At 60.7% G+C, this 25207-nt stretch carries 17 protein-coding genes and 2 tRNA genes; 12 read left to right on the top strand and 7 right to left on the bottom strand.

All coding sequences use genetic code 11. From position 1 onward, the window contains the following. Positions 1 to 344: 344 nt before the first annotated feature. Genes recC through recD form a run of 3 tightly spaced genes read left to right on the top strand, consistent with a single transcriptional unit; the run spans position 345 to position 9605 of the window. Entirely contained in the window at positions 345 to 3992 is a 3648-nt protein-coding gene (gene recC / locus ISP19_RS19790; protein ID WP_204684129.1) for an exodeoxyribonuclease V subunit gamma, read from the top strand. Continuing rightward, positions 3989 to 7645, top strand: coding sequence for an exodeoxyribonuclease V subunit beta (recB, locus tag ISP19_RS19785; protein WP_204684128.1), 3657 nt, complete (start codon positions 3989 to 3991; stop codon positions 7643 to 7645). Before recC ends, recB begins: the two co-directional genes overlap by 4 nt. After that, complete coding sequence (gene recD, locus ISP19_RS19780) at positions 7635 to 9605, top strand: exodeoxyribonuclease V subunit alpha (protein ID WP_204684127.1); 1971 nt, start codon at positions 7635 to 7637, stop codon at positions 9603 to 9605. The genes recB and recD overlap by 11 nt, the downstream gene beginning before the upstream one ends. Before the next feature lie 165 nt (positions 9606 to 9770). On the opposite strand, the gene ISP19_RS19775 is transcribed toward recD, so the two are convergent. From ISP19_RS19775 to pilV, 5 genes are all read right to left on the bottom strand, one after another. Continuing rightward, a complete protein-coding gene (locus ISP19_RS19775; protein ID WP_204684126.1) occupies positions 9771 to 10190 on the bottom strand; it encodes a type IV pilin protein in 420 nt (139 codons plus the stop codon). A 12-nt stretch (positions 10191 to 10202) separates the two neighbouring features. Further along, entirely contained in the window at positions 10203 to 12338 is a 2136-nt protein-coding gene (locus ISP19_RS19770; protein ID WP_204684125.1) for a pilus assembly protein, read from the bottom strand. Between the two features lie 85 nt (positions 12339 to 12423). Beyond that, positions 12424 to 13023, bottom strand: coding sequence for a pilus assembly PilX family protein (locus tag ISP19_RS19765; RefSeq protein WP_204684124.1), 600 nt, complete (start codon positions 13021 to 13023; stop codon positions 12424 to 12426). A gap of 95 nt (positions 13024 to 13118) precedes the next feature. Further along, positions 13119 to 14465 carry a PilW family protein gene (locus tag ISP19_RS19760; RefSeq protein WP_204684123.1) on the bottom strand — a complete coding sequence of 449 codons (1347 nt, stop codon included), beginning with the start codon at positions 14463 to 14465 and terminating at the stop codon, positions 13119 to 13121. Continuing rightward, entirely contained in the window at positions 14462 to 14989 is a 528-nt protein-coding gene (gene pilV / locus ISP19_RS19755; RefSeq protein ID WP_204684122.1) for a type IV pilus modification protein PilV, read from the bottom strand. The genes ISP19_RS19760 and pilV overlap by 4 nt, the downstream gene beginning before the upstream one ends. A 207-nt stretch (positions 14990 to 15196) precedes the next feature. On the opposite strand from pilV, the gene ISP19_RS19750 reads away from it, so the two are divergent. Together ISP19_RS19750 and ISP19_RS19745 are read left to right on the top strand one after the other, a co-directional pair. Further along, a tRNA-Thr gene (locus ISP19_RS19750) sits at positions 15197 to 15272 on the top strand. Between the two features lie 354 nt (positions 15273 to 15626). After that, on the top strand, positions 15627 to 16790 hold the full coding sequence (locus ISP19_RS19745) for a GGDEF domain-containing protein (protein WP_204684121.1): 1164 nt from the start codon (positions 15627 to 15629) through the stop codon (positions 16788 to 16790). Between the two features lie 167 nt (positions 16791 to 16957). Here ISP19_RS19745 and ISP19_RS19740 read toward each other — a convergent pair whose 3' ends face one another. Together ISP19_RS19740 and ISP19_RS19735 are read right to left on the bottom strand one after the other, a co-directional pair. Further along, positions 16958 to 17302 carry a hypothetical protein gene (locus ISP19_RS19740; protein WP_204684120.1) on the bottom strand — a complete coding sequence of 115 codons (345 nt, stop codon included), beginning with the start codon at positions 17300 to 17302 and terminating at the stop codon, positions 16958 to 16960. Positions 17303 to 17807: 505 nt separating this feature from the next. Continuing rightward, positions 17808 to 17884 (bottom strand) — tRNA-Arg (locus ISP19_RS19735). Between the two features lie 100 nt (positions 17885 to 17984). On the opposite strand from ISP19_RS19735, the gene ISP19_RS19730 reads away from it, so the two are divergent. The 7 genes from ISP19_RS19730 to murB all read left to right on the top strand — a co-directional run bounded on the left by ISP19_RS19730 (position 17985) and on the right by murB (position 25205). Then, positions 17985 to 19112: an acyltransferase family protein gene (locus tag ISP19_RS19730; protein WP_204684119.1), complete on the top strand. Its 1128-nt coding sequence runs from the start codon at positions 17985 to 17987 to the stop codon at positions 19110 to 19112. A 44-nt stretch (positions 19113 to 19156) separates the two neighbouring features. Beyond that, the gene (locus tag ISP19_RS19725) at positions 19157 to 19726 is read left to right on the top strand and encodes a site-specific integrase (protein ID WP_239556957.1); all 570 of its coding nucleotides are present in this window, start codon (positions 19157 to 19159) and stop codon (positions 19724 to 19726) included. A 129-nt stretch (positions 19727 to 19855) separates the two neighbouring features. Further along, on the top strand, positions 19856 to 21391 hold the full coding sequence (gene amaB, locus ISP19_RS19720) for an L-piperidine-6-carboxylate dehydrogenase (protein WP_204684118.1): 1536 nt from the start codon (positions 19856 to 19858) through the stop codon (positions 21389 to 21391). Between the two features lie 187 nt (positions 21392 to 21578). Then, a complete protein-coding gene (locus tag ISP19_RS19715; RefSeq protein ID WP_204684117.1) occupies positions 21579 to 22355 on the top strand; it encodes an SDR family NAD(P)-dependent oxidoreductase in 777 nt (258 codons plus the stop codon). Between the two features lie 6 nt (positions 22356 to 22361). Beyond that, entirely contained in the window at positions 22362 to 23129 is a 768-nt protein-coding gene (locus tag ISP19_RS19710; protein ID WP_204684116.1) for a class I SAM-dependent methyltransferase, read from the top strand. Beyond that, positions 23129 to 24166, top strand: a complete 1038-nt coding sequence (locus ISP19_RS19705; RefSeq protein ID WP_204684115.1) for a quinone-dependent dihydroorotate dehydrogenase — start codon at positions 23129 to 23131, stop codon at positions 24164 to 24166. The genes ISP19_RS19710 and ISP19_RS19705 overlap by 1 nt, the downstream gene beginning before the upstream one ends. A gap of 10 nt (positions 24167 to 24176) precedes the next feature. Next, positions 24177 to 25205: a UDP-N-acetylmuramate dehydrogenase gene (murB, locus tag ISP19_RS19700; RefSeq protein WP_204684397.1), complete on the top strand. Its 1029-nt coding sequence runs from the start codon at positions 24177 to 24179 to the stop codon at positions 25203 to 25205. The last annotated feature ends 2 nt before the right edge of the window (positions 25206 to 25207 follow it).

Here is a 25207-nt window from a genome sequence, read left to right as displayed (position 1 = left end):
GGCGTGAAACCAGGGTGAAGCGGGCCGAAGCCTTGCGTGACTGATCTCTACACGCGGCACACTGCACCGATCACCGAGTGCAATGTGCGATGGATATCACACCGAGGCCCGCAGCAACCGTATGGGATGAGGCCGGATACGCTGCGTCGACATAGATGGCAAAACCTGGCGCGCCAACCCAAGGAGGCACTACAAGGCGTTGATAACCCTGATTAAGGCTAAAATCCGCCGAACTCCCTATGACACCTTATTCATGCTCACAACAAGCCGCGCGATCGGAATGAAGCCGCCGGGCCGCAAGTCCGGGACAATCACGCCATGAACGACACCAAGCGCAGCCACCCGTGAGCGTATTCGAGCACTCCGCACGTACCAACCCGATCGAACCTGGCCTGATGGTGATTCACGGCAATCGCCAGGAGGATCTGCGCGACCTGCTGGTGGCCTGGCTGCAACGGGCTCCGCTCCAGCCGCTGGAAAACGAAGTCATGCTGGTGCAGAGCAACGGCATTGCGCAGTGGCTGAAGCTGGCACTGGCCCGTCCCGTCGACGCGGGCGGCCTGGGCATCAGCGCGGCGGTGGACGTGCAGTTGCCGGGCCGCTTTCTGTGGCAAGGCTATCGCTCAGCGCTGGGCGAGGCCGCCGTGCCGGCCACTTCACCCTTCGACAAGAGCCGGCTGATCTGGCGCCTGTTGCGCTTGCTGCCGCAACATCTTGATCATGCCTCCTTCGCACCATTACGCAGTCTGTTGGGCGATACGCGCGACTGGCGGCGGTGGCATCGGCTCGCGACGCAAGTTGCCGATTTGTTCGACCAGTACCAGGTGTTCCGCGCCGACTGGCTCGAGGACTGGGAACATCGCAACGACGTGCTGCGCGACAGCTTGCGCCGGCACGTGACCGAATTGCCCCCCACGCAAAGCTGGCAACCGAAGCTGTGGCGGCTGTTGCTCGAGGATGTTCCCGCCGCCCAGCGCGACAGCCACCGCGCCGCCGTGCATCGCCGCTTCATGCAGCACATGCAGGCACCTGACTTCCAGCCGCATGACTTGCCTCGGCGTATCGTCGTGTTTGGTATCACCTCGCTGCCGCAACAAGTGCTGGAGGCACTGACCGCCCTGTCGCGCTTCAGCCAGGTGTTGTTGCTGGTGACCAATCCTTGCCGGCATTACTGGGCTGACATCATCGAAGATCGCGAACTGCTGATGGCCGCACAACGCCGCCATGCCGGCAAGCCCGGTCTTCCACCCGAGCCACGCTACGAAGATCTGCACCTGCACGCCAATCCGCTGCTGGCGGCCTGGGGCAAGCAGGGGCGCGATTTTATTCGCCAGCTCGATGCCTTCGATCAGCCTGAGCGCTATCGCGACCGTTTCGCATCCATCAAGCGCGGCATCGATCTGTTCCGGGACCTGGGTACCGATTCCCTGCTGCATCAGGTGCAACAGGCGGTGCTGGATCTTGAGCCGGTGCCTGCCGATGCCGCCCGGCGCAAACGCTTGCCCGATGAACGCCAGTCGCTACACTTTCATATCGCACATAGTCCGCAGCGCGAAGTGGAAATCCTGCACGACCGCTTGCTCGATCTGTTCGAGCAAGCGTCACGCGAAGGCCGGCCGCTGGCGCCGCGCGACGTGATGGTCATGGTGCCGGATATCCGCACGTATGCTCCGCACGTGCAGGCGGTATTCGGGCGCATTGCGCTGGATGATCCACGCTACCTGCCCTACAGCGTGGCCGATCAGCCGGGCCGTGGCACGTCGCCGCTGCTGGCCGCGCTGGAATCGTTGTTGAACCTGGCCGAATCGCGCTTCACGGCCAGCCAAGTGCTCGACTTACTCGATGTGCCTTCATTGCGCCGCCGCTTTGGCATCGGCGAAGACGATCTGCCGGTCATCCGCCGCTGGATTACCGAGTCGGGTATCCGCTGGGGGCTGGACGGCCAACAGAAGCAAGCGCTGGATCTACCGCCCGACGAACAAAACAGCTGGCGCTTCGGCATGCGCCGCATGTTGCTCGGCTATGCCAGCGGTGCCGCACCATCGCTGGACGATATCGCACCCTATGCCGATATCGGCGGACTGGATGCAGCGCTGCTCGGCCCGTTGAGTCAGTTGCTGGAAACGCTGGAGCATTACTGGCAGCTGTTCGCCGGCACGGCCACGCCAACCCAATGGAGCGAGCGCCTGCGCCGCCTGCTGCGTGATTGCTTCGATACGCAGGGCGACGACGCGGACACACTGCGCATCGACCGGCTGGAGGATGCATTGGATACCTGGCTGGACGCCTGCAACGAAGCGGATTTCAACCAGGCCATTCCGATTGCCATCGTCAGTGAAGACTGGCTCCAGGCGATCGACCAGAATCACCTGTCGCAACGCTTCATGGGCGGTGCGGTGAACTTCGGCACCCTGCTGCCGATGCGTGCCATACCGTTTCGCTTGGTGTGCCTGCTCGGCATGAACGATGGCGATTATCCGCGTCGCCTATCGCCGCCCGATTTCGACTTGATGGCGCGCGCCGGGCAGCATCGCCCTGGCGATCGCTCCCGGCGCGAGGATGATCGATACATGTTCCTGGAGGCGCTGCTATCGGCGCGCGATGTCCTGCATATCAGCTGGATCGGTCACAGTGTGCGCGACAACAGCGAGCTGCCGCCATCGGTACTCGTGGGCCAATTACGCGATTACCTCGCAGCAGGCTGGCATGTGCCGAGCAGTGCACCTGATGGTGAGGACGCACGCAAACGCTTACTGGCATCCATCACCACCACACACCCGCTGCAACCCTTCAGCCCGCGCTACTTTAGCAGTGATCCGGCATCGCCTTGGTTTACCTACGCCTCGGAGTGGGCGCGTGCACGCCGTGGCACCACCGCCATCGATGACGCGCCACTGCAGCCATGGCAGTCAACAGCTGTGCTGGAGATCGGACAGCTGCAACGCTTTCTGCATAGACCCGCCGCAAGTTTCTATGCCGAACGCCTGAAAGTGCGTTTCGGCGAAACCGATACCGGCATGGATGACGATGAGCCGTTCGCGCTGGACCGGTTGGAAAATCACGCTGCCACGGATGTGCTGTTGCGATCCGCACTCGCTGCCGATCAAGCCGATGCATGGACGGTGCTTGGCGATGCAACGCAACAGTTGCGTCAGCAGGGCGTGTTGCCGGCAGGCGGGTTTGGCGTCTTGACCGTGGAGCAGATCGGCAACGATGTACGGCGCGTCCTCAAGCGCTGGCATGCAGCGATAGCTCGTTGGCCGCAACGGCTCGAAGCGCGTGAGCTGAGTTATGTCTACGCGTCCTCCGGCGCAACAGCATCCAACCTGCCGCAACACCCAACACTACCTCACCGTCGTCCCGGCGAAGGCCGGGACCCAGCGTCTTTAGATGCCCACAGTCACTGGGTCCCGGCCTTCGCCGGGACGACGGGCCAGGATGTTCAACCTGATGTAGTCCGGCTGGAAGGATGGCTCGACGACCTGCGTACCGATGATGACCAGACTCTGGTCCGCCTGCTGCCCATGGCCGGCGACCTGTGCCGCGGCAAAAACATCCGCTACGACAAACTGCTGCACGCCTGGACGTTGCAATTACTGGCGAACGCCAGCGGCATCGCACTCAGCACACACCTGCTTGCTGCCGACGCCACCGTTGTGTTGAAAGCCTGCACACCTGCCGAAGCCGTCGCCTATGTGAAGCCACTTCTGGAGGCATGGCGCCACGGCATGCAAACCCCCTTGCCTATCGCTCGCCGCACAGCCTATGCATGGCTCATCGCGGAACGTGCCGAAAAGGAACCGTACGAAGCTGCGCAGACAAGCTACGAAGGCAGCGATGCCCCGATGACCCCGCCCGGCGAAATGGAGCTTGAACCCTGTCTTGCCCGTACATGGCCGAGCTTTTCGACGCTGTATGCGGACGGTTTCGAGCACTGGCTTTCGCTGTATCGCCCGCTACTGAGCATCGCCACGCTGGAGAGTGACGCATGAATGCCATGGCGCCACTCGATCCCCTGCACCTGCCGCTGCAAGACATACGCCTGATCGAAGCCAGCGCAGGTACCGGCAAGACCTGGACACTCGCCGCCTTGTATCTGCGATTGGTATTGGGACACGGCGGACAGGCGCCGCAACTGCCCGCGCATATCCTGGTGGTGACGTTTACGCGTGCCGCCACGGCCGAATTGCGCGAACGCATTCGTGAACGTCTCGCCAGCGCAGCAGCGGCGTTTCGCGGTCAGCAGGAAGCCGACGATTTCCTGCGGCGTTTGATTGACGAATACCCCACCGCGGACGATCGGGCCGCCGCCGCGCGCCAACTCGATCTGGCCGCACAATGGATGGACGAGGCGGCGGTCTACACCATCCACGGCTGGTGCCAGCGCATGCTCACCCAACATGCGTTCGAAGGCGGCGAAACCACCGACGAGATGGCGGATGACAACGCACGTCTGACCGAGGCGGTGCGCGATTACTGGCGCTGCTTCTATGCGGGGCTGGATCAGGCCGATGCCGCCAGCATCGCCAAGCAATGGCGTAATCCCCAAACCCTGCAACGGGCCATTAAACCCCTGCTGGGAGTATCCCCTGACCACCTGCGCATCAACGCCCAGCCTTTGCCGGACATCGATAATCTGGCACAGGCACTGCATAAGCGTGAAGCACCCCGCCGGGAAGCCGAGCAGGCGGCGCGCAGCGCATGGACTGCGGATGCCAATGCCATCGAGCAGATGCTGCGCGAAGCCGTGCTTGGCAAGACACTGAAGAACAACATCTTCAAGCCCGAAAGCATCGACCGCGACATGTCCGGTCTGCGCGAATGGCTGGACGGCGCCAAAGCCGACAAGACCCTGCTCGCCCGCTATACGCAAGCCAAACTGGATAGCGCGACCAGCAAGGGCAACACGCCACCGGCGCATCCCGCCTTCCAGGCGGTGCAGGCACTGGTGGATAGGCTCGATGCGGAAACGCCACTTGCTGCGCTATTGCTGTCGCACGCCATTCCCTGGATCAGCGCGCGTATTGAACAAATCCGCGAACGCCAGGCGATCCCGAGCTTCGACGACATGCTGCGCCAGCTCGATGCAGCACTAAATGGCCCGCATGGTGCACAGCTTGCCGAAACCATCGCCGATCAGTATCCGGTGGCGCTGATCGATGAATTCCAGGATACCGATCCGCTGCAGTGGCGCATCTTCCAGCGCATCTATGCTGATCGCCCGAATACCGGACTCTTGCTGATCGGCGACCCGAAGCAAGCGATCTATGCCTTTCGCGGCGCAGACATTCATACCTACCTTGCCGCGCGCACTCAGGCCCAATCACCCACCTGGACGCTGACGACCAATTACCGCTCCACGGGCGCGCTGGTCGCAGCCGTCAATCGTGTTTTCCAACACGCCGAACAGCAGCCGTGGGGCGCGTTTGCCTTCGGTGCACATGCGCAGGGTTTGCCGTTTACGCCTGTTCACGATGCTGGCCCAAGGCGATCGTTGCGATACAACGGCCAACCCGTGCCAGCCATGCAACTGGAAGTGCTGCCGCACGACAAGGCGATGGCTGGCGGCATGTACATCGAAACTGCTGCAGCGCATGCGGCTGCGCGGATCGCGGATATGCTGGATGCCGCGCAATCGGGACGTTGCGCGTTTTTCGAGCCGGAGCGCACGTCCACGCCATTGCGTCCGCGCGATATCGCCGTGTTGGTACGTGGTCGCGGCGAAGCAAGCGTGATGCGCAAAGCGTTGTGGCAGCGCGGCGTTACCAGCGTCTACCTGTCCGAACGCGACTCCGTCTACGCGGCGGCGGAAGCGGCTGATGTCCTGCTATGGCTGCAAGCCTGCGCCATGCCTGCATCAGACCGCGCCATGCGCGCCGCCTTGGCCAGCGTGAGCATGGATCGCAGCCTGACCGAACTGGACCGCCTCAATCACGATGAAGCGTACTGGGAACAATGTGGCGAACAATTTCGCAAGCTGCAAGCGACCTGGCAGCGGCACGGTGTGCTGGCGATGCTGCACAACCTGTTGCATGCCTTCGACCTGCCCGCGCGATTGCTGGCCAAACCGAACGGCGAACGCGCGCTGACCAACCTGCAACATCTGGCCGAGCTACTGCAGCACGCCGCCATGCAACTGGATGGCGAGCATGCGCTGATCCGTCATCTGTCCGTGCAGGTCGCCCGGGCGGGTGACCCTGGCGTCGAAACCGCCGAAGAACAGGTGGTTCGCCTGGAAAGCGAAGCCGATCTGGTCAAAGTCATCACGATCCACAAATCGAAAGGTTTGCAGTATCCGGTGGTGATGCTGCCGTTTGCGTGCCGCTTCCAGGATTCACCCAAGGGCAGCATTCAGGCCTGGCATGACGAACAGGGTCAGACCTGGATCGATCTGGAGCCCGACGCCGATGCCAGGCAACGCATCGAGCGCGAGCGCCTGCAAGAGGACCTGCGCCTGTTATATGTCGCGCTGACGCGCGCCGAGTATGCGTGTTGGCTGGGCGTCGCCTGCACCGTCGACGGCCGTAGCAAGGCCCCTATGCTGCCGCGCTCGGCGTTCGGCTATGTGCTTTCGGGCGGTGAAGCCATCGAACCGCAGACACTGCTGCAACAATTGCAGGCGTTGCGCGGCGATGCACACGACATAGATATCCACCTCGGGGATGCCCCCGCCAGTACCCGCCAATACCGCGCACGGGAGCACGCGCAAGCAGCGCACGGCGCCCGCGGCTACCATCTGCCGCCGCCGGAACCCTGGTGGATCGCGAGCTATAGCTCGCTCACGCATGGCACCGGCGAGACGCTGCGGCCCGCCGCCCCGGAAACTGCGGCGCAGGATGTGCTGACCGAAGCCTCGCGCGAGACCGTGGAATGGAGCGCTACGGATGGCGAACAGGGTATTCATGCCTTTCCGCGCGGCGCCGAACCGGGCACCTTCCTGCATGACTTGCTGGAGTGGGTGGCCGAGGTTGGGTTTGCTTCAGCAACCAACGATCAGGTGGTGCTGGAGCAGCAGATCGCGCGCCGTTGTCAGCGGCGTGGCTGGTCCACCTGGTCCTCACTGCTGACCCAATGGCTGCCTGCGCTGCTGCACACGCCGCTGAACCTGCCCGATGGGGGCACGCTGGTGCTCGCGCAGATCGACCAGCGCAGACGCTATCAGGCCGAGCTGGAATTCTGGTTCGAAGCCAACCAGGTCGATACACAACGCCTCGATCAGCTGGTCAGCCGTTATACGCTGCAAGGTGCGGCACGGCCATCGCTACCGCATAACCGCATCAACGGCATGCTCAAGGGCTTTATCGACCTTATCGTCGAACAGCAGGGCCGTTATTACGTGATCGACTACAAATCCAACTGGCTGGGCGAAACAGCCGCTGCCTACACACCGGCAGCCATGCGTGAGGCCACGCTGCATGCCCGCTACGACCTGCAATACGCCATTTATACGCTGGCCCTGCATCGCCAGCTGCGGGCACGCCTGGCCGATTACGACTATGAGCGGCATGTGGGCGGCGTGCTTTATCTATATTTGCGCGGCGTTGATCATGCCGGGCACGGCGTGCACGCTGAGCGGCTGCCCTTCGCCTTGATCGATGCCATGGATCGCCTGTTTGCCCAAGGAGCGCGTGCCGATGTCGCATGACGCCATGCTTACGCAGCTCGCCGATGCGACCGCACGGCGTCAATTGCAATCGCTGGACCTGGCTTTTGCGCGATTTATCGCCGAACGCGATCCGCAAGCCGAACCGCGCCTGTTATTGATGGCAGCGATGGCAAGCCGGCTGCTTGGCGACGGCCATCCCTGCCTGGATTTGCAAGCGCTGGATAGGCTGGCCGCGGAATACGAATGGCCAACCGCATGGCTCAATCTGCTGGCCGACGCATCACCGCCCATTTCGCCGCTACTTGCCGATACCAGCGGGTTGCCCGCCAACGCGCCGCTCGTGCTCGATCGGCACCGGCTTTATCTGCGGCGTTACTGGCATTACGAATGCAGCGTGGCGGAAGGCATTCTTGCGCGACTACGAAGTAACGATGCGCCCGTCAATGGGCTGGGCCACGAATTGCAACGCCTGTTTCCCGAACAGGGCAACCAGCACATCGACTGGCCACGCGTCGCCTGCGCACTGGCCGCGCGCGGCGCATTCAGCGTGATCACCGGCGGTCCCGGCACCGGAAAAACCACCACGGTAGTGCGCCTGCTTGGGCTGCTGCAAACCTTGCACCTGCGCGAGCACGCAGCACCGTTGCGCATACGTCTGGCCGCTCCCACGGGCAAGGCGGCTGCGCGACTGAACAGTTCCATTGCCAGGCAAATCGCCCAGCTCGACGTGGCGCCATCCGTGCGCGCGGCCATTCCGCTGGAAGTGGAAACACTGCATCGTCTGTTGGGCGCTCGCCCGGACAGCCGCCGTTATACGCACGACCGCCGGCACCCGCTGCACCTGGATGTGCTGGTGATCGATGAAGCCTCGATGATCGACCTTGAAATGATGGCGGCGGTGCTGGAAGCCCTGCCCTCTCGTGCACGGCTGATCCTGCTCGGCGACAAGGACCAGCTTTCGTCGGTGGAAGCGGGCGCGGTACTCGGTGACCTCGGCCAGCGCGCGGAGCAAGGACACTACAGCTCCGCCATCGCAACATGGCTGAGTGACACCGGCGGCGATGATGTCTACGCGTACGTGCGCGACGACGCACAACCGCTCGACCAGCATATCGCCATGCTGCGCCACAGCCACCGTTTCGACGCCAGCAGCGGCATCGGGCGATTGGCTGCCGCAGTGAATGCCGGTGACGCGGACCAGGCGCGTGCATTACTCGCCATGCCTTCCGCAGACATCGCGTGGTTACCTGCAGGCGCGGCCGATACGCCGCTTGCCAGCTTGGCGATGGATGGGGACGCAGACCGCTTCGAGACCGCCGCCTCGGGCGATGCTCCACAGGGCTTCCGCTTCTACCTCGATCGCATGCAACGACAGCGTCCAGCGGCGAACGCCAGCCCAGCGGCTTATCAGCGCTGGGCACATGAGGTGCTCGACGCGTTCAACCACTTCCAGCTTTTATGCGCGGTGCGCCAAGGCCCCGCAGGTACCGAGCGACTGAATCGCGATATCGCCACCAGGCTTTGGAGTACTGGACTGATCGAATCCGATCGCGGCTGGTACGAAGGCCGCCCGGTGATGATGACCCGCAACGACTACAGCCTTGGCCTGATGAATGGTGACGTCGGCATCACCCTGCGCATGCCCGGATCGGATGGTGTATTTCGCCTCTATGTCGCGTTTCCGATGACACGCGGATCGCAGTTGGCTGGCGCGGCAAAAAGTGATGTCCTGGTACGCAGTGTCCTGCCGTCCCGGCTTGGCGAGGTGGAAACGGTCTATGCGATGACGGTACACAAATCGCAAGGTTCCGAATTCGAACACACCGCGTTGGTCCTGCCGGAGGACGTCTCCCCTATTCTTACCCGCGAGTTGCTCTATACCGGCATCACGCGCGCCCGGCGCTGGTTGAGCCTGGTCGGCACACCCGCCAGCCTCGAACAGGCGCTGGCGCAACGCACCCGGCGTTACTCAGGACTGGCAGAACGACTTTGCCTTTGAGCTTTTTGCCATTCGCGTCCCCTGGGCTCAACTAAACGCCGGGGCCTAGGACTTTGCGCTGTCTGTAAGACGCTGGGCCCCGGCTTTCGCCGGGGCGACGAATCGGTGGCGCAGGAAGCTCAAAAATTTCCACGTTCCAGCTAAAAGCTCAATGCATCACACACGTCACCAGCAACGGCCATTGGCGTTGGCTTGCTCATCCTCAGGTCCTGGCGTCTTGTTGCCGCTGCCATCAATGGCCAAGATGCCGCACGCATCACCGGCCTGAGCGTTGAGAGGCGTAGCCGTGGCCGTGAACGATTGCGCAGCATCGCCATCCACAGCCAACGCCAGTTCGTAGTAGCCATGCTGTGAGAGTGCCACCATGGCATAGCCGAATTCGCTCAGGTCATCGGCGTAACGGTTATACGTGGCGTACCAACGCTCCTGGCCATTGGCAATGGTCATCAGTGCGTGATGTGCATCCGCCCGATGCGCACGCAGGACATAGCGCCCGTATGTAGTCACCGCGATAGCGGCCAGAATCGCGGCGATGGCAACCACAATGATGAGTTCAAGCAGCGAAAAACCACGTAAGCGATCCATGCCTTTCTCCCCTCAATAGTCTTGCATCAATAGGGACCACGAACGGCGGCGCCACATGGGACTGTCCAGGGACATCGGCAAATCGATATCGCCCTTCCCGGTCTTCAAGCGCATACCCGGCAAAATGAGTTTGCCGCCACCGATGGACGTTGCCATCGGTATGCCACCGCTCGTGCGTGGCTGACTCACCATGCCGCCTGCATACGAAGCCCCGCCAAACGAGAGGGCATTACCAGGGCCGCCGGTAGCCGCGTCCACCGCGAGTACGGCGCCCTGGGGAATGGGGTGCGCATTGTCACCGGGTATCAGGGTGCTGATAAGCACGCTATTGGTATTGAACAAGGCGGTTGGCGTGGTAATAACTCGCTCGCCTGCCACAACGTTTAGGTCGATATACCAGCCTCCGGCCTTTAGCGGTACAGGATTGGAGGTCAGGCTGCGCAGTGCAGCATCATCAACGGTGGTTTGACTCAGGACCTGCTCCTGCAGGGTGTTGCGCGTCACCGTCAGCGGATTGCCGCGAACATCCAGCTTGTCGCGAATGCCATACACGGATTGAGTAGGCACATCCGCCGTGATATCGCCGGAGCCCAGATACTTGCCTGTGCCAAATACGACGATAAAGCGATTGGTCGCCGGATCGGGAAACAGTCGCGGCATCACGGTGATCGGCTGCGCGCCAGGTACGTCGGGCCGATAAGCCAGCGTCACCTTCCAATCGGACGGTTTGGGAGAAGATAAGTCGAAGCGCCAGAGATTACCGGCAAGATCTCCCGCAAAGGCCACGTCATCGATTTGATCGTTGGCATAATCGCCGAGCACTGGCGTCGACAAGCCGAAACTGGTCACGCCTTCGATGGTCGTTGGCGTCGTCAACTCGCTGATCACTTCGCCGGTTTGCGCATCCAGCACAAACAAAGCGCTGTAGTCCGAGGGCGCTTGCGCGGCTTCCCGTTCGCAATGGCTTGGTTTATCGGGTGCTAGACAATCCGGAAAATAACCGCCGGGGACAAGCACCGCCCAGCGGCCATTGGCGAGTCTGGCTATCGCGGGTTGCCCGTAGGTATATCCAAGATCGGCCGGATTGTAGGTACGGCCTGCACCGGAAATTCCCGCTGGTGCATCCGCGTCAAACTCCCAAAGCACGGTGCGTTTTGGAGAAACCTCGCTGGCTGTTGACGGATGGGTGATATCCAGCGCATACGCACCACGACCACCAAGTCGTAATCCGCCTACCAGCAAGGTATGCCATTCATGCCTGCCCTGCTCGCTGAAAAAGACATCACGCGTCACCGGCGTGGCGTCTACCGTGGGTTGGAATTGGAAATCCGTGGCGGACGTGAGGTTGCCGAGATTGACGTAGGCCGCACGCGGCACATAGGCCCAAAGCTCCTTGCCTGCACCAGTGGCTACGGTGCAGTGGCTACCCAGGCTCGAACTATCACACTGGGGCATAGGCGCATGAAACGCATGCAACATGCCATCGTTGGCGCCGAGATAAACCACCGGTGGACGTTGGACGTTGTCGGCCACAAAACGGGCATAGGATTGCGCGCCAGCCGCCAACTCAGGCGCGGGCACGGAAAGTCCGTTGATTTTCGTTGGCCAGCTATCCAAGTAGTTCCCACTGGGATCACTGACATAAACAGCTTGCGAGTTGATGATCGCGCCAAGCAGACTGCTGCGCATGCGCATGACGCCATCGAACTCATGCGTGCGCACGCCACGCAGATACTCCACCCGCGCGGCCAGCGTGTCGCCGGCAAGATCGTTGAGTGCCGGCGACATGAGGCCTCTTAGTTGGCTGGCATCAAACGGCGATCCCGGCTCAAAGGCCATGCCGGTTACGCTGCCGGCACTATCCGCGGCAGCGGTGAGGATGGTTCGGCTTTGCGGAGGCGCTGCAGCCCCATCGGTGAGGATCGAACCGGCGTCCCAGACTCTTCCGGCGGCCGTGCCATCGGCTTTCAGGCTGATAGCCTGAAACACGCCCGACCAGTCCGCCCGGTTATAGCCGCCTTCGAACGCAAGCAATCCCGGTCCCATCACACTGCCGTTCAAGCCGAGTACGGCCAATGAAGGTACGGCCTGCAATCGATCCAGCGGCAAGGGCCCGAGCTCCACGGTTCCAGGTTGATGGCCTTCCATAGCGTGCGCGTGCTGAGAAAAAGCGATTAAACAGACAGATGCACCGCACCTGCCTATCCATGTCGACACGAATGAATGCTTCATCTCAGCGGCTGGCCGGTGCATCGAAAGTGCTCTGCACCACGCTCACGACATTCGGGTTGCCGCCGGTGCCGCGTGCCGTGATGCGATAGACATGAATATCAGGTTGCCCCGTATTGCCGTTGTTCGGCCCCGTGTTGCCGGATTCGTGCAAGGCACCGGCACCGGGTGGCCGCTCACTGCCGAGATCTTCGACGATGTACATCGGATTCCTGGCGATGATCGCGGTCGGCTGCCCGGCATTGCTGGTGTAACCCTTACGCGTGGGGCCGGTGTAGCTCTCGCCGATGTTCGATATCCAGCCTGCACTTGTCTGGAACTTCGTTACTTTTCCCTGGGCGGCATAAGCCGAGCTCAATGGGCGGAAGATGATGCATGCATCGTCGGAAGAAAAACTATCTTCCTGGCAATGCAGATGAACACCCGGCTGGCGTGCCAGCGACCAGATCTTGTATTCCACGCCCCGCAATGCGGTCTCGGCGCTCATCCTGGCCTGTTGCGCATTGCGCAGGCTGCCGGCCATGCGCTGCTGCAACAAGGCGTGGTGAGAAGCACCAACCGCCAGCATGGTGATAAGCAACAGGAAGATCAGCGCCATCGCCAAGGCAAAGCCTGATTGCCGGCGTGATGATCGAAGTAATGCATTTCGTCTTCTGCGATGTATAAGCATGTCTGCGTCCTTGCAACGAGTGGGCATGACTAGGGATTGAAGTTGCGCAATGCGACGACTGCGGTGAATTCGCGTCGAAGCATCGGTAAGGGAAAGCCCTGCTGCAGCGGTGTGACTTTGCGCTGATCGGCCGTCGGCGGGGCCGGCTCAACGATGCCATCGGTGGCATAGGTGTAAGCCAGTTCGTCCGGCGCCAGCGAATGCAGCGGTTGCTGTCCGTCCATCACCAGATCGACTTCAACCAGGCTCACCGAGCGCCACAGGCAGCCATGGCCGTTATCGCCCAGGATCGGCAATGGCAAGGACGGACAATCGGCCCGCGTACTGTTGTCGACCTGCGCGGCGGTGTAATAGCGCACGGTGCCATCGGCATGTTGCACACCGTATTTGAAGTCGAGCCGCTCGACGCCTCTGGCAATTTCCTCGGAGGAACCTTTGCGCTCGCCGTTGCCGCCGTTGATGCGGCGAATCAAGGCGCCGGTGGTGTGTCCCATGCCATCGCCGTTGTCGACCACTTTCAGGAAATAAGTCACCGACAGCATGTCCAGGCTGAGGTCAAACAATTTCGGTGCAGCCATGTTCTGAAAGATGGCGGGCTGCACGAAGTTACTGCCGGTGGATACAAGCTGGGACGTGCCCTGGCCTGAGACGGAGAAAATCTGTGCGCTGGAACAATCGGCCAGCATCGCCAGCGGATGACTGGGCTTGAAGTCAGCCGGGGTCCATTTGCTGGTGGCCGTGCCGAGATCGATGGACACCGAACCATCCGCAGTGACGTTCAACCCACGCCCGTCGGGCGCCAGTGTCCAGCCGCCGGAAGCATCCAGATAGCGCACGGTAAGCACCGAAGCACCCACCACCCGGGCGTCGACCGTTGTGCCCATGGCGGGAATGCCGAATCCATTCGGATTTCGCTTGTCGCTTGGATCGACGGGTTTGCAATCGCCGGCTGAGCAATCGTAACCACGCATCGACAAGAATGAAGGCAGGGAATACGGCTCGACCGGCTGCGGCGGATAGGGGCTGCCCCATGGCGTTGTGACATCGCTCAATGCGGCTCTCAAGGCGCCCGGGGCGCTGGCATACACGGTGGGGGCACGCAATTGATCCAGGTAAGGCCCTGCTGCGCTGGCATACGCACTGCCACCCGAACCATTGCAGTATTGAGCACCACTCATGGCCAGATCGTTCTTGATCTGGGTGACGGCGAAACGCCCCTCTTCCTGCAGGCGCATCAACTGTTCCTGCGCAAGCTGGCTTGTTGACGATGACGTAAACACCGCGATCACGCTCGCACTGACCAGCATGCCGAGCACCATCGCGATCATCAGTTCGACCAGCGACATCCCGCGCTGGCTATGCAGGCGGCCCGTCATGGCTGGAACTCCCAGGCCAATGTTTCCTGCGCGTGATCATTTTTATCCGAACCGACCGCGCCGATGCCCTGTCCGGTCCAGCTGACTTGCATCTTGCACGTGCCCCCGTAGGGCGGGCGTAGCACTCGTTCATCTGGCCCCGGGACATAGGACAGTCCGGTGTTGTCGCACAAAATATTCGCTTGCACGCCTGCGGGCAGGAACGTGGTGAGCTGGCGGCTCCAGATCCCCTTGTCATGCACAGCCAGCTGTCGAGGTGTGCACCCTGCTGCACAATCCTGGCTGACGGGATTCGGATAGCTCCCGTTGTAATCCCCCATCCATACACCGATGGGATTGGCCTGCATGCGATCGGCCATGCTCTGTGCAAGAAAGGTCACTTGGGTACGCAGGTAAGCACCGTGGCTGGAACGCGCCGACATCACCAGCAAGCCTGCCGCACCGGTCAGCCCGATACTGAAGATCAGCACCGCAACCAGCACTTCGACCAAGGTCACGCCCCTCTGGGACGATAGATTCAGCATGGACGACATCCCTTGTTATCCCTGCGGACACTGTCACCCTGCGGCAGGGGTCACGCCAGTCAGCCATTGCCGCCTAGTGAAGTACGGGCAATGAGCCGAAATGCACTCAGGAATAGGCCCGCAACCTATCAGCCTATTCCGATGACACCTCTTCCCTGCCCCGACGGCTTGCAGCCAATGGGACGGCCCCGTAAACTAGACGGCTCAGCCGGAATAGCTCAGTTGGTAGAGCGGCGCATTCGTAATGCGTAGGTCGTAGGTTCGATTCCTATTTCCGGCACCAGATATCCGTCCAACCCAGTCCAACGGCGTTCGACAATCTAAAACCCGCCATCTGGCGGGTTTTTTGTACCCACCGCCCGACGGCGTTCAATCCCATTCACCTTCAAGGCACAAGTACTTCGACGGCGGTGGCCTCCATTGGGTTGGTCTGCCGCGCTTGTTGCCGTTACCCTCGCACGTCGCCTGGTTCCAGGAGCGTGACTCGTTATAGCCGCATGAGCAGGGGTCGAACGTGAAGCGTTGGAGTAGCAATGCGAGCCTGCGGGGTGGAATCGCCCCGGGTTTCAAGTTTTGGACAAGGACTGCCATTAAATATTGCGGCATAGATTGCCCTGCACCTTAACGCCCGTTCCCTATGACGTCCGCCGTATCAGTAGCACTCGCCACGACCTGGCTTTTGGGCCTGCTGATGCTGCCTTTGCTCGGCTCATTGTTGCGCTCGGGCATGCCGGGTGTATGGGAATGGCTAATCGCCAATGTGGTGCTCATCGTTGCATTGCCGCTGTTGCTGTTGCGCGGCCACATTTCCGACTTCATATCGATCGTGATTGCCAATGCGCTGGTAGCGCTGGCGGGCGTGACGCTGTACGCCGGTTTTGCGCGTTTTCTTCACCGCCCGGCACGCTGGCCTTTATTGTTGTTTTGCGCGGCGATGACGGTGCCGGCCTTGGCGTACTGGCGATATGTCGTGGACAGCATTCCCATGCGTGTGGTGGTATCAACAGGATTTACCGCGGCGATATGTATTGCCATCGCCATCCTCGTAGCACGCAATCGGAACATGGGACGCGCACGTTATCCCTATGTCGCGACGATAGGCGTGACGGTGATGTTTGCCACCTGCCAAGCGGCCAGAGGCATCTACTTCACGACGCTATCCCACGTGTCGGATGCGCTGACCTTCGACGCGACGGTGAATGTTGTGCTGTTGTGCGTGGGTGCCGCCATCATGCCGGTATTGCTGATGTGCGGAATGATGATGGTACACGATGCGCTGCTGTTCAACGCACGCGACGCGGTGAACCGGGATTTTCTTACCGGAGCTCTCTCACGTGAAGGTTTCGCATCGGTAGCACGGGCGCTTTTGACGGCAGCCGATCGAAGCCGTTCGTCCCTGGCATGCTTGATCGTCGATCTGGATCATTTCAAATCCATCAACGACACCTTTGGACATGGCGGCGGCGACAAGGTGTTACGCGAGTTCGTTGAATTGGTGCGTTCAACGCTGCGTGCGGGCGATGCGCTGGGGCGCATGGGGGGCGAGGAGTTTGTGATTTTGATGCCCGACATCGCGCTTGACCACGCGCGATCCCTGGCTGAGCGGCTACGAAACGCGGCAATGCGGCATGCTGTCGTGACCGATAACGGCACTTGCACTTACAGCCTCAGCGGGGGCCTCGCGATCAGGCTGCCGGGCGAGACCATGAGTCAGCTGACGATGCGCGCTGACCGGGCGCTTTATCAGGCGAAGGTCGCCGGACGAAACATGTTGTGTGTCGATGATGCAAACCCCGGCTGATTTTCGGGGCGGATAACGATGGGCGCCATCGTCCGGCTGCTCGCAGTTGGCTTGTTCAAGCAAGCGTGACATCGTCCCGACTTACCGAAAGCCGGCACGACATCGCACAAAAAGCCTCCCGTGCGAACACGGGAGGCTCGAGGCTCACATGACCATTTCGGCCGGGGTCAGTGCTTCTGCTTGTAAATGGCGCGGCTGTTGTGGTTCTCGGAACGATTGAGGTTGTTTTGTTCCTGCTTGGTCAGGTGACCACCGTTCTTGGCCTCGTCCACGCTTTCACGGCGAGCAATATTGGCATCGCGCGTTTCATCACGATCGGCTTGCTTGGTCGTCATGGTGCCGTTCTTCAAGCCGTTGTTGATGCGGTTCTGCTGATTGTTCAGGCGGTTGTTGACTTCATTGATGCGCGGATGACCCGGGACGTCGGTCTGCGACTGGGCCATAACCGGACCGGCGGCAATCGCTGCACCGATTACCAAGCTGATGATGGAAAGCTTCGACTTTGCATTCATAGCAAATTCCTTGAATGTGTTAGCGGACGTTACTTTTGGAATCTGCCGCCTCGCCATTGCTGAAGAAAGCGGCATGCATGCGCCGGGTGGGGTCATCAATTTTTGTATAGCGGTACCGATGGTGTCTCATCTAGCGTCCCATCGTGTGCCCCTCACCCCCCGCACAGTGGCCATGAACGAGCAGCCATGGCCCGCGTTGACAACCACCCTAACAAAAACCGGGACGGTTCAGCTGGCGCATAACTTCGTCGCGTTAGCACGCTAAAAACCGCGCGCATCTTACGCATGGCTGACGTTTTTAGGTCCAATAAGGTGCGTGACGACAATTTGTGCACTGCATCTCAGCGCGCAAAAGCATTCCCTGCCTTGCAGAAGTTACGAAGTCACCTTTATGGCTGTACGCAAGCGATGACCAAAGGCCAAGTCGGACGAGAGAAAGCCGCAAAGGAAGCCTGCAAACGGCTAGGCGGACATCATCCAATAAAAAAACCGCTAAAGCGGAAAATGGTGCCCCCGATACGATTCGAACGTACGACCTTCCCCTTAGGAGGGGGACGCTCTATCCAACTGAGCTACGGGGGCGCGAGGCCACTCTACACAAAGTCTACGCATTTTGGACTTTGTGGACGCCTAAGTATAGCTAGGCGGGGATGATTTACCATGCGCAAAACAGGGGACAGGCATGGATCGGAAAGCAAGATTACCGACATTGGATAGCATGCGCGCCATCGCAGCGCTGGGCGTGATCTGCTGGCACTTTCGGGGTTACTTCTTTGCCGAGCCGATGAAGATCGTGCTCGAGCCGTTCTATCGCAATGGCGGCGTGATGGTCGACTTCTTTTTCGTACTATCGGGATTCGTGCTAGCTCGCGCTTACTGGAATGATGATCGCCGATATGACGTCATAAGCAATCTGCGGCAACGTATCGCCAGGCTCTACCCGCTTCACTTCGTAATGCTATTAGCCGTCGTGGCAATCCAATGGCTAGCACCAGCTGACAACATCATTCTGAATAAAATCCTTCAGAACAACAATGCATACAACTTCATATTGAATTTGGTGCTTATGCAAACAGCAGGCTTTCGTCAAGGAGGCGCGTCATTCAACCATCCGTCATGGTCAGTTTCCACGGAATTTCTTGTAAACATCGCCTTCATGCTGGTGATCACATTGCGGCGAAGGATTGCCATCTTCGCAGCATTGATGCTGGCGATACTCTTCATCGTTCCGTTGAATCACCAGGGGATTTTTAGCCTAGGCGTAGTTTTCGGTTTTGTGCCGGGGCCAGTCGCCCGCACATGCATCGGGTTCTTCATCGGCACCTTGACATATAGGGCTTATGCCAAGCATCTAGAGAGTCGTATCGACAAATATCCCGCTATAGCCAATGGTTTGTTTGTAGCACTATGCTTGGTCCTATCGTGGCGGCTTTATACGCGGACGATGAACGGGCATAACAGTGACATTCTAGTGATGTTTATCGGATTCCCTTGCCTGATCGTACTGGCGCTTAGAAGTTCATGGGCCGCTAAGTATCTGTCCATCAGGCCCATGATCTTTCTTGGCGAACGCTCCTATTCGATCTACCTCGTTCACTTTCCGATACTTCTCTCTGGAATGGTGCTGCTGGATCGCTTCAAGCTATCCATCGACCCAGCCAGCCCACTTGTTCTGATGTCGGTATTCCTGGTCGTTATCGGCGTAGCCACCATCACCTATCGCTATATAGAGCTACCCGGGAAGCGTCTTCTTACCCCAAGGAAGGCCGCCCCTATCGCAATCGAAGCCACTACCAAAGCATCGGCGTGATTTTATAAAAAGGCCATAAAATTACATATAAGGCATTTGACGTTATGCGTCATGGCGAGATCGCCAAAGCAACCAAGAATGAGGTGGTCAGTTATGGCGGTGAGGAGAGGATTGGGATCGAGCCGATTAGCGCGAAGCTGCGCACAAAGTCGGGCAAGAGGAGAGAGGTGCCGCCGAATGCCGCCGCCGTCGAGGCGTTGGCCAGCCTGCCGCACAAATTCGTCAGTCGCCACGCCGACACCATCTCGGACTGGTTCACGGTGGACGCCACGAGGGCCACGATAGGTGGCACCCTCATCGGCTCCGGCACACCTTGCTGCGCACCTGGCGACGGCTGGCGTGCCACTCAGGCGTATCCAGAAATTCGCCGGCCATGCCAACTACAAGACCACCAAAATGTATGCCCATCTATGTCCGATAGGCGAGATGAACGAGGTCCAAAAGATCAGCCTGTAGAGGTCTACACACTACACAAAGTACGCATTTCGCTGCATTTTCCTGCTTACCATACGTCGGCATGTTTGTTTGCAATCAATAGCTTGCAAACACACCGCGACCTTAAGAGGGGGATGCTCTATCCAACTGAGCTACAGGGCATGGCTGGAAAAGCCTGATGGGCTGCGGTTTTGGCATGGATCGGCGGGGAGCGCGATCCATCGGAAACCGGCCCGGGCGGCGCGCCTGATAGAATAGGGATTTCCCCACATTCGAGGCGCCATCTGGCGTCAGGCTCAGGAGCACGCATGTCCCACGAAATCCTCAAGGCGCTCGGTCTTACTGGCGAGCAGTCGGGCACCTATCTCGGCCAGGGCGAGTGGTCCAAGACCACCAACGCCGGCACACTGCAGCCGTTGAACCCGGCAACGGGCGAGGTGATCGGCACCGTGCATGCCTCCAGCGCCGCCGATTACGACATCATCGTCAAGCGTGCCCAGGAAGCCTTCAAGGTTTGGCGTACCACCCCTGCCCCGCAGCGTGGCGAAGCTGTGCGCCTGTGCGGCGAAGCATTGCGCAAGCACAAGGATGCGCTGGGTTCTCTGGTCGCACTGGAGATGGGCAAGATCAAGCCGGAAGGTGATGGCGAAGTACAGGAAATGATCGACATCGCCGATTTCGCGGTGGGCCAGAGCCGCATGCTCTACGGCTACACCATGCACTCGGAGCGTCCCGGCCATCGCATGTATGAGCAATACCATCCGCTGGGACTGGTCGGCATCATCAGCGCCTTCAACTTCCCGGTAGCCGTGTGGGCATGGAACGCGATGCTGGCCACCATCTGCGGCGATATCTGCATCTGGAAGCCGTCGCCGAAGACGCCGCTCTCGGCCATCGCCACCATGAAGATCTGCAACGAAGCGCTGAAGGCCGGCGGCTTCCCGGATCTGTTCTTCCTGTTCAATGACGCCGGCACCGAGCTGTCGCAGGCATTTGTCGACGACCATCGCATTCCGCTGATCAGCTTCACCGGCTCGACCAAGGTGGGCCGTCACGTGGGCGAGCGCGTCGTCAAGCGCATGGGCCGTTCGCTGCTGGAACTGGGCGGCAACAATGCCATCATCGTGGACGAAAGCGCGGACCTGAAGCTGGCCATTCCAGCCATCGTGTTCGGCGCCGTCGGCACCGCCGGCCAGCGCTGCACCAGCACGCGCCGCCTGTTTGTGCATGAGTCCATCATCGGTGAAGTGACGGACAAGCTGATCGCCGCCTACAAGCAAGTCGAAGGCAAGATCGGCGATCCCACCCTCGCCACCACGCTGATGGGACCGCTCAACAGCAAGGATGCGGTGCATGCCTATCTGGCCGCGATCGAAAAGGCCAAGGCCAGCGGCGGCACGGTGCGCACCGGCGGTGCGGCCCTCACCGACCGCAAGGGCAATTTCGTGTTGCCCGCCATTGTCACCGGTCTTAAGAACAGCGATGAAGTGGTGCAGACGGAGACCTTCGCTCCGATCCTCTACATCATGCCGTTCAAGACGCTGGACGAAGCCATCGAGTTGCAGAACAGCGTGCCGCAGGGTCTGTCGTCGTCGATCTTCACGCAAAACCTGAAGTCGGCCGAGCAGTACCTGTCGGCGGCCGGCTCGGACTGCGGCATTGCCAACGTCAATATCGGCACCTCCGGTGCAGAGATCGGCGGTGCCTTCGGTGGTGAGAAGGAAACGGGCGGCGGCCGCGAGTCCGGTTCGGATGCGTGGAAGGTGTATATGCGCCGTCAGACCAACACCATCAACTACTCGAACGCGCTACCGCTGGCGCAGGGCATTAAGTTCGATTTGTAAGACTGCCAGCTCCCTCTCCACAGGGACGGCCGCCAGGTCGTCCCTGTGGAAGAGAAGACTGAGGTGAAGGGTGCGCTCGCGATAAAACCTCAGAGCATTCGTTTGAAGCCGCCTTATCGCAAGATCGCCCTTCAGCCTAACCTTCTCTCCGGAGGGTAGAGGGGATCCCTCCCAGAAGGACTGTGGCATGACGTCACCTTCAAGCATCTCCCCGTTTGACTTCCACGGCTACCGCGTCGTGATTGCCGGTGGCAGCAAGGGCATTGGCCGCAGCATGGCGCTGGCTTTCGCCGCATCAGGCGCGGCCGTATCGATCTGTGCACGCGGTCAGGCCGCACTCGATGAAACCGCCGCGGCCATCGCGGCACATGGCGTTCCGGTGCACCGGCAATCCTGTGATCTGGGCGACGCCGCAGCCATCGATGCGTACATCGCCAATGCAGCCGTATCACTCGGCGGCATCGACGTGCTGATCAACAACGCCAGCGGCTACGGCTTCGACGACACCGAAGAAGGCTGGGCGGCGGGCTTCAATATCGACCTGCTGGCTGCGGTACGCGCTTCACGTGCAGCGCTGCCTTATCTTGAAGCCTCGCCACAGGCGAGCATCCTGCACACCAGTTCCATTGCCGCGTTTCATCCCAGTACGCGCAGTGCGCCGTATGCGGCGATCAAGGCGGCGCTGAGCCAATACACGACCTCGCAAGCACTCGACCTGGCCAAGGATCGCATTCGGGTCAATGCCATCGCGCCCGGCTCGATCGAATTTCCTGACGGCATCTGGGATCGCCGCAAGCGCGAGACACCCGCGCTGTATCACAACACGCTTGCCAAGATTCCGTTCGGACGTTTCGGCAAGCCAGAGGAAATTGCCCATGCCGCGCTATTCCTTGCATCGCCCTGGGCGAGCTGGATTACCGGGCAGACGCTCTGCGTCGATGGCGGCCAACTTCTTTCGGGATAAACCAGCATGCCTGATCTGAAATCCACCGAACGCTTCAGCAATCGCGTTGCCGATTATGTCCGCTATCGCCCCACCTACCCCACGGCCCTGCTCGACTGGCTGCGGGATGTGCAAGGTGTCACACCCGCTTGGCTTGTCGCGGATGTCGGTGCGGGCACCGGCATTTCCAGCAAGATGTTTCTCGATGCCGGACATCCGGTGACGGCCGTTGAACCCAATGCCGCGATGCGTGAGGCAGCCGTGACATGGCTGGGTGGCAATCCCCGTTTTCATGCGGTGGATGGACGTGCCGACGCCACCACGCTGAAAGACGGCAGCGTCGATCTGGTCTCGGTGGCACAAGCTTTTCATTGGTTCGATCCGAGCAGCACGCGCCAGGAATTCCATCGCATCCTGCGCCGAGGTGGCCTGGCGGCCATCTACTGGAACTCGCGCCGGCTGACCAGCACGCCATTCCTGGTCGGTTACGAAGCACTGCTGCAAACCTATGGCACGGATTACACCAGCGTGGCCGAACGTTATGCCGATGAACCGGTTATGCGCGAGTGGTTCGGTACCGGCTGGCGTGGCACCGCGGAGTTCGATCACCGCCAGCTGCTGGACTTCGACGCATTGCGTGGAAGGCTGATGTCTTCGTCGTATGCACCCAAGGAAGGCCACCCGAATCACGCCCCCATGATCGATGCACTGTGCAAGCTGTTCGATGACTGCCAGACCGACGGCAAGATAAGCTTCGACTACGACACCCGCGTTTACGTCGGAGAGCTTACTTGATGTATGACTGGATTCGTCCCCTGCTGTTCAAGCTGGATGCGGAGACCGCCCACGGTCTGACGCTCTACGGGCTGGACGTGGCCCACCGCAGCGAGCTGGGCCGCTTCGTAGCCACCCCGCCACAGGACCTGCCTACCGAAGCCTTTGGCCTGCGTTTCCCCAATCCTGTCGGCCTCGCCGCCGGCCTGGACAAGAACGCCGCCCATCTTGATGCGCTGGGTGCGCTGGGCTTTGGCTTCATCGAAGTCGGCACGGTGACGCCGCGCCCGCAGATCGGCAACGACCGCCCGCGCCTGTTCCGCCTGCCACAACACGAAGCCATCATCAACCGCATGGGCTTCAACAACGAAGGCGTCGATGCGCTGGTGCGCAACGTGCAGAAGTCCAGCTATCGCGGTGTGCTCGGCATCAATATCGGCAAGAACAAGGACACCCCGAACGACAAGGCGGTGGACGATTACCTGTTCTGCCTGGAACGCGTCTACGCACACGCCAGCTACATCACCGTCAATATTTCCTCGCCCAATACCAAGGGTCTGCGCGATCTGCAAGAAGAAGCGACGCTGCGTCGCTTTATCGAAACCCTGCGTGAAGCACAAGAGCGGCTGGGTTCGCAGCAAGGCAAGCGCAAACCGATGTTGCTGAAGATCGCTCCGGATCTCAGCGAGGCGGAGTTGGACAGCATCGCCGACGTATTGCTGGCCACCCAGATCGATGGCGTGATCTGCACCAACACCACGATTGATCATTCCGCTGTCGCTAACGATCCGCTGGGTAATGAGACCGGCGGCCTGTCTGGACGCCCGCTGCTGTCGCGCTCCACCGAGGTGGTGCGCGGCATGCGCCGCCGTCTTGGCGGTCGTATCGGTGTCGTCGGCGTGGGTGGCATTCTTGAAGGACAGGATGCAGTGGAAAAGATCGACGCCGGCGCGCGACTCGTGCAGATCTATTCGGGCCTGATCTATCGCGGCCCGGCGTTGATTGCCGAATGCGTCAACGAAGTCCGCCGGCAGCAGGAGCAGCGCGATGGCCGTTGAACGCACCGACATGGGCGGATACACCCTGATCGAAAACGCGCCCTTGGCCGCGCGCAACACACTGCGCGTCGCCGCGCGCGCAAAATTGCTCGCTGAAATACGCGATGCAACCAAGCTTCCGGAACTGCTCGACTTCCCCGCCATTCGTGCGGGCCGTTTGCTGGTCCTGGGCGAAGGCAGCAATATTCTGTTGACAGGCGATGTCGACGGCACCGTGCTGGCGATGGAAACCCGTGGCGTCCACGTCGAACAGGATGGCGATGTCTCTCGTATCGCCGTCGCCGCGGGCGAGCGCTGGGATGACTTCGTGCGCTGGACGCTTGGCCAGGGTTTTGCGGGACTCGAAAACCTGATCCTGATTCCCGGCACGGTGGGTGCCGCACCGATCCAGAACATCGGCGCTTACGGCACGGAAGTGGCCGAGTTCATCGAAAGCGTGGAAGCCTGGGACTTAAGCGAGCGGCGCGTGGTGACACTGGATCGCCAGGCTTGCGCTTTTGCCTATCGCGATTCGCTGTTCAAGCACGAGCCGGACCGCTTCATCGTCACCGCAGTTCGCTTTGCCCTGCCCCGTTCGCATGCATTGCGGCTGGACTATGCCGGCATCCATGAGGAACTGGAGCGCATGGGGGTGGACAAACCCGCACCGTTTCACGTCGCCGAAGCCGTGGTGCATCTGCGTACCCGCAAGCTGCCCGATCCGGCGGTGATCGGTAACGCCGGCAGCTTCTTCAAGAATCCCGTCGTCGATGCCGCCCAGGGTGAAGCACTCAAGCGCGAGCACGCCGCACTGGTCGCCTGGCCGGGAGATGATGCGCGCTGGAAACTTTCTGCCGCATGGTTGATTGAAGCGGCCGGGTTCAAGGGCATGCGCGAAGGCGATGCAGGCATTTCCAATCGCCATGCGCTGGTGCTGGTCAACCATGGCAAAGCCAGTGGCCAGGAACTATGGGCTTTGGCGCAACGCGTGATCGAGGGTGTGCAGGCCCGCTTTGGCGTGAAGCTGGAGCCGGAGCCGATGGTGATCGGTCCACGCTGAAA

This window comes from Dyella flava (assembly GCF_016904955.1).
Taxonomy (GTDB): domain Bacteria; phylum Pseudomonadota; class Gammaproteobacteria; order Xanthomonadales; family Rhodanobacteraceae; genus Dyella_B; species Dyella_B flava.
The sequence above is the reverse complement of the archived record's forward strand: the minus strand, read 5'-3'. Positions and strand labels throughout refer to the sequence as shown.

What these genes read in the sequence shown, in the direction of transcription:
- recB (WP_204684128.1), top strand. Translation starts at nt 3,989, where the DNA reads ATGAATGCCATGGCGCCACTCGATCCCCTGCACCTGCCGCTGCAAGAC.
- recD (WP_204684127.1), top strand. Translation starts at nt 7,635, where the DNA reads ATGTCGCATGACGCCATGCTTACGCAGCTCGCCGATGCGACCGCACGG.
- ISP19_RS19775 (WP_204684126.1), bottom strand. Translation starts at nt 10,190, where the DNA reads ATGGATCGCTTACGTGGTTTTTCGCTGCTTGAACTCATCATTGTGGTT.
- ISP19_RS19770 (WP_204684125.1), bottom strand. Translation starts at nt 12,338, where the DNA reads ATGGAAGGCCATCAACCTGGAACCGTGGAGCTCGGGCCCTTGCCGCTG.
- ISP19_RS19760 (WP_204684123.1), bottom strand. Translation starts at nt 14,465, where the DNA reads ATGACGGGCCGCCTGCATAGCCAGCGCGGGATGTCGCTGGTCGAACTG.
- pilV (WP_204684122.1), bottom strand. Translation starts at nt 14,989, where the DNA reads ATGCTGAATCTATCGTCCCAGAGGGGCGTGACCTTGGTCGAAGTGCTG.
- ISP19_RS19745 (WP_204684121.1), top strand. Translation starts at nt 15,627, where the DNA reads ATGACGTCCGCCGTATCAGTAGCACTCGCCACGACCTGGCTTTTGGGC.
- ISP19_RS19740 (WP_204684120.1), bottom strand. Translation starts at nt 17,302, where the DNA reads ATGAATGCAAAGTCGAAGCTTTCCATCATCAGCTTGGTAATCGGTGCA.
- ISP19_RS19730 (WP_204684119.1), top strand. Translation starts at nt 17,985, where the DNA reads ATGGATCGGAAAGCAAGATTACCGACATTGGATAGCATGCGCGCCATC.
- ISP19_RS19725 (WP_239556957.1), top strand. Translation starts at nt 19,157, where the DNA reads ATGCGTCATGGCGAGATCGCCAAAGCAACCAAGAATGAGGTGGTCAGT.
- amaB (WP_204684118.1), top strand. Translation starts at nt 19,856, where the DNA reads ATGTCCCACGAAATCCTCAAGGCGCTCGGTCTTACTGGCGAGCAGTCG.
- ISP19_RS19715 (WP_204684117.1), top strand. Translation starts at nt 21,579, where the DNA reads ATGACGTCACCTTCAAGCATCTCCCCGTTTGACTTCCACGGCTACCGC.
- ISP19_RS19710 (WP_204684116.1), top strand. Translation starts at nt 22,362, where the DNA reads ATGCCTGATCTGAAATCCACCGAACGCTTCAGCAATCGCGTTGCCGAT.
- ISP19_RS19705 (WP_204684115.1), top strand. Translation starts at nt 23,129, where the DNA reads ATGTATGACTGGATTCGTCCCCTGCTGTTCAAGCTGGATGCGGAGACC.
- murB (WP_204684397.1), top strand. Translation starts at nt 24,177, where the DNA reads ATGGGCGGATACACCCTGATCGAAAACGCGCCCTTGGCCGCGCGCAAC.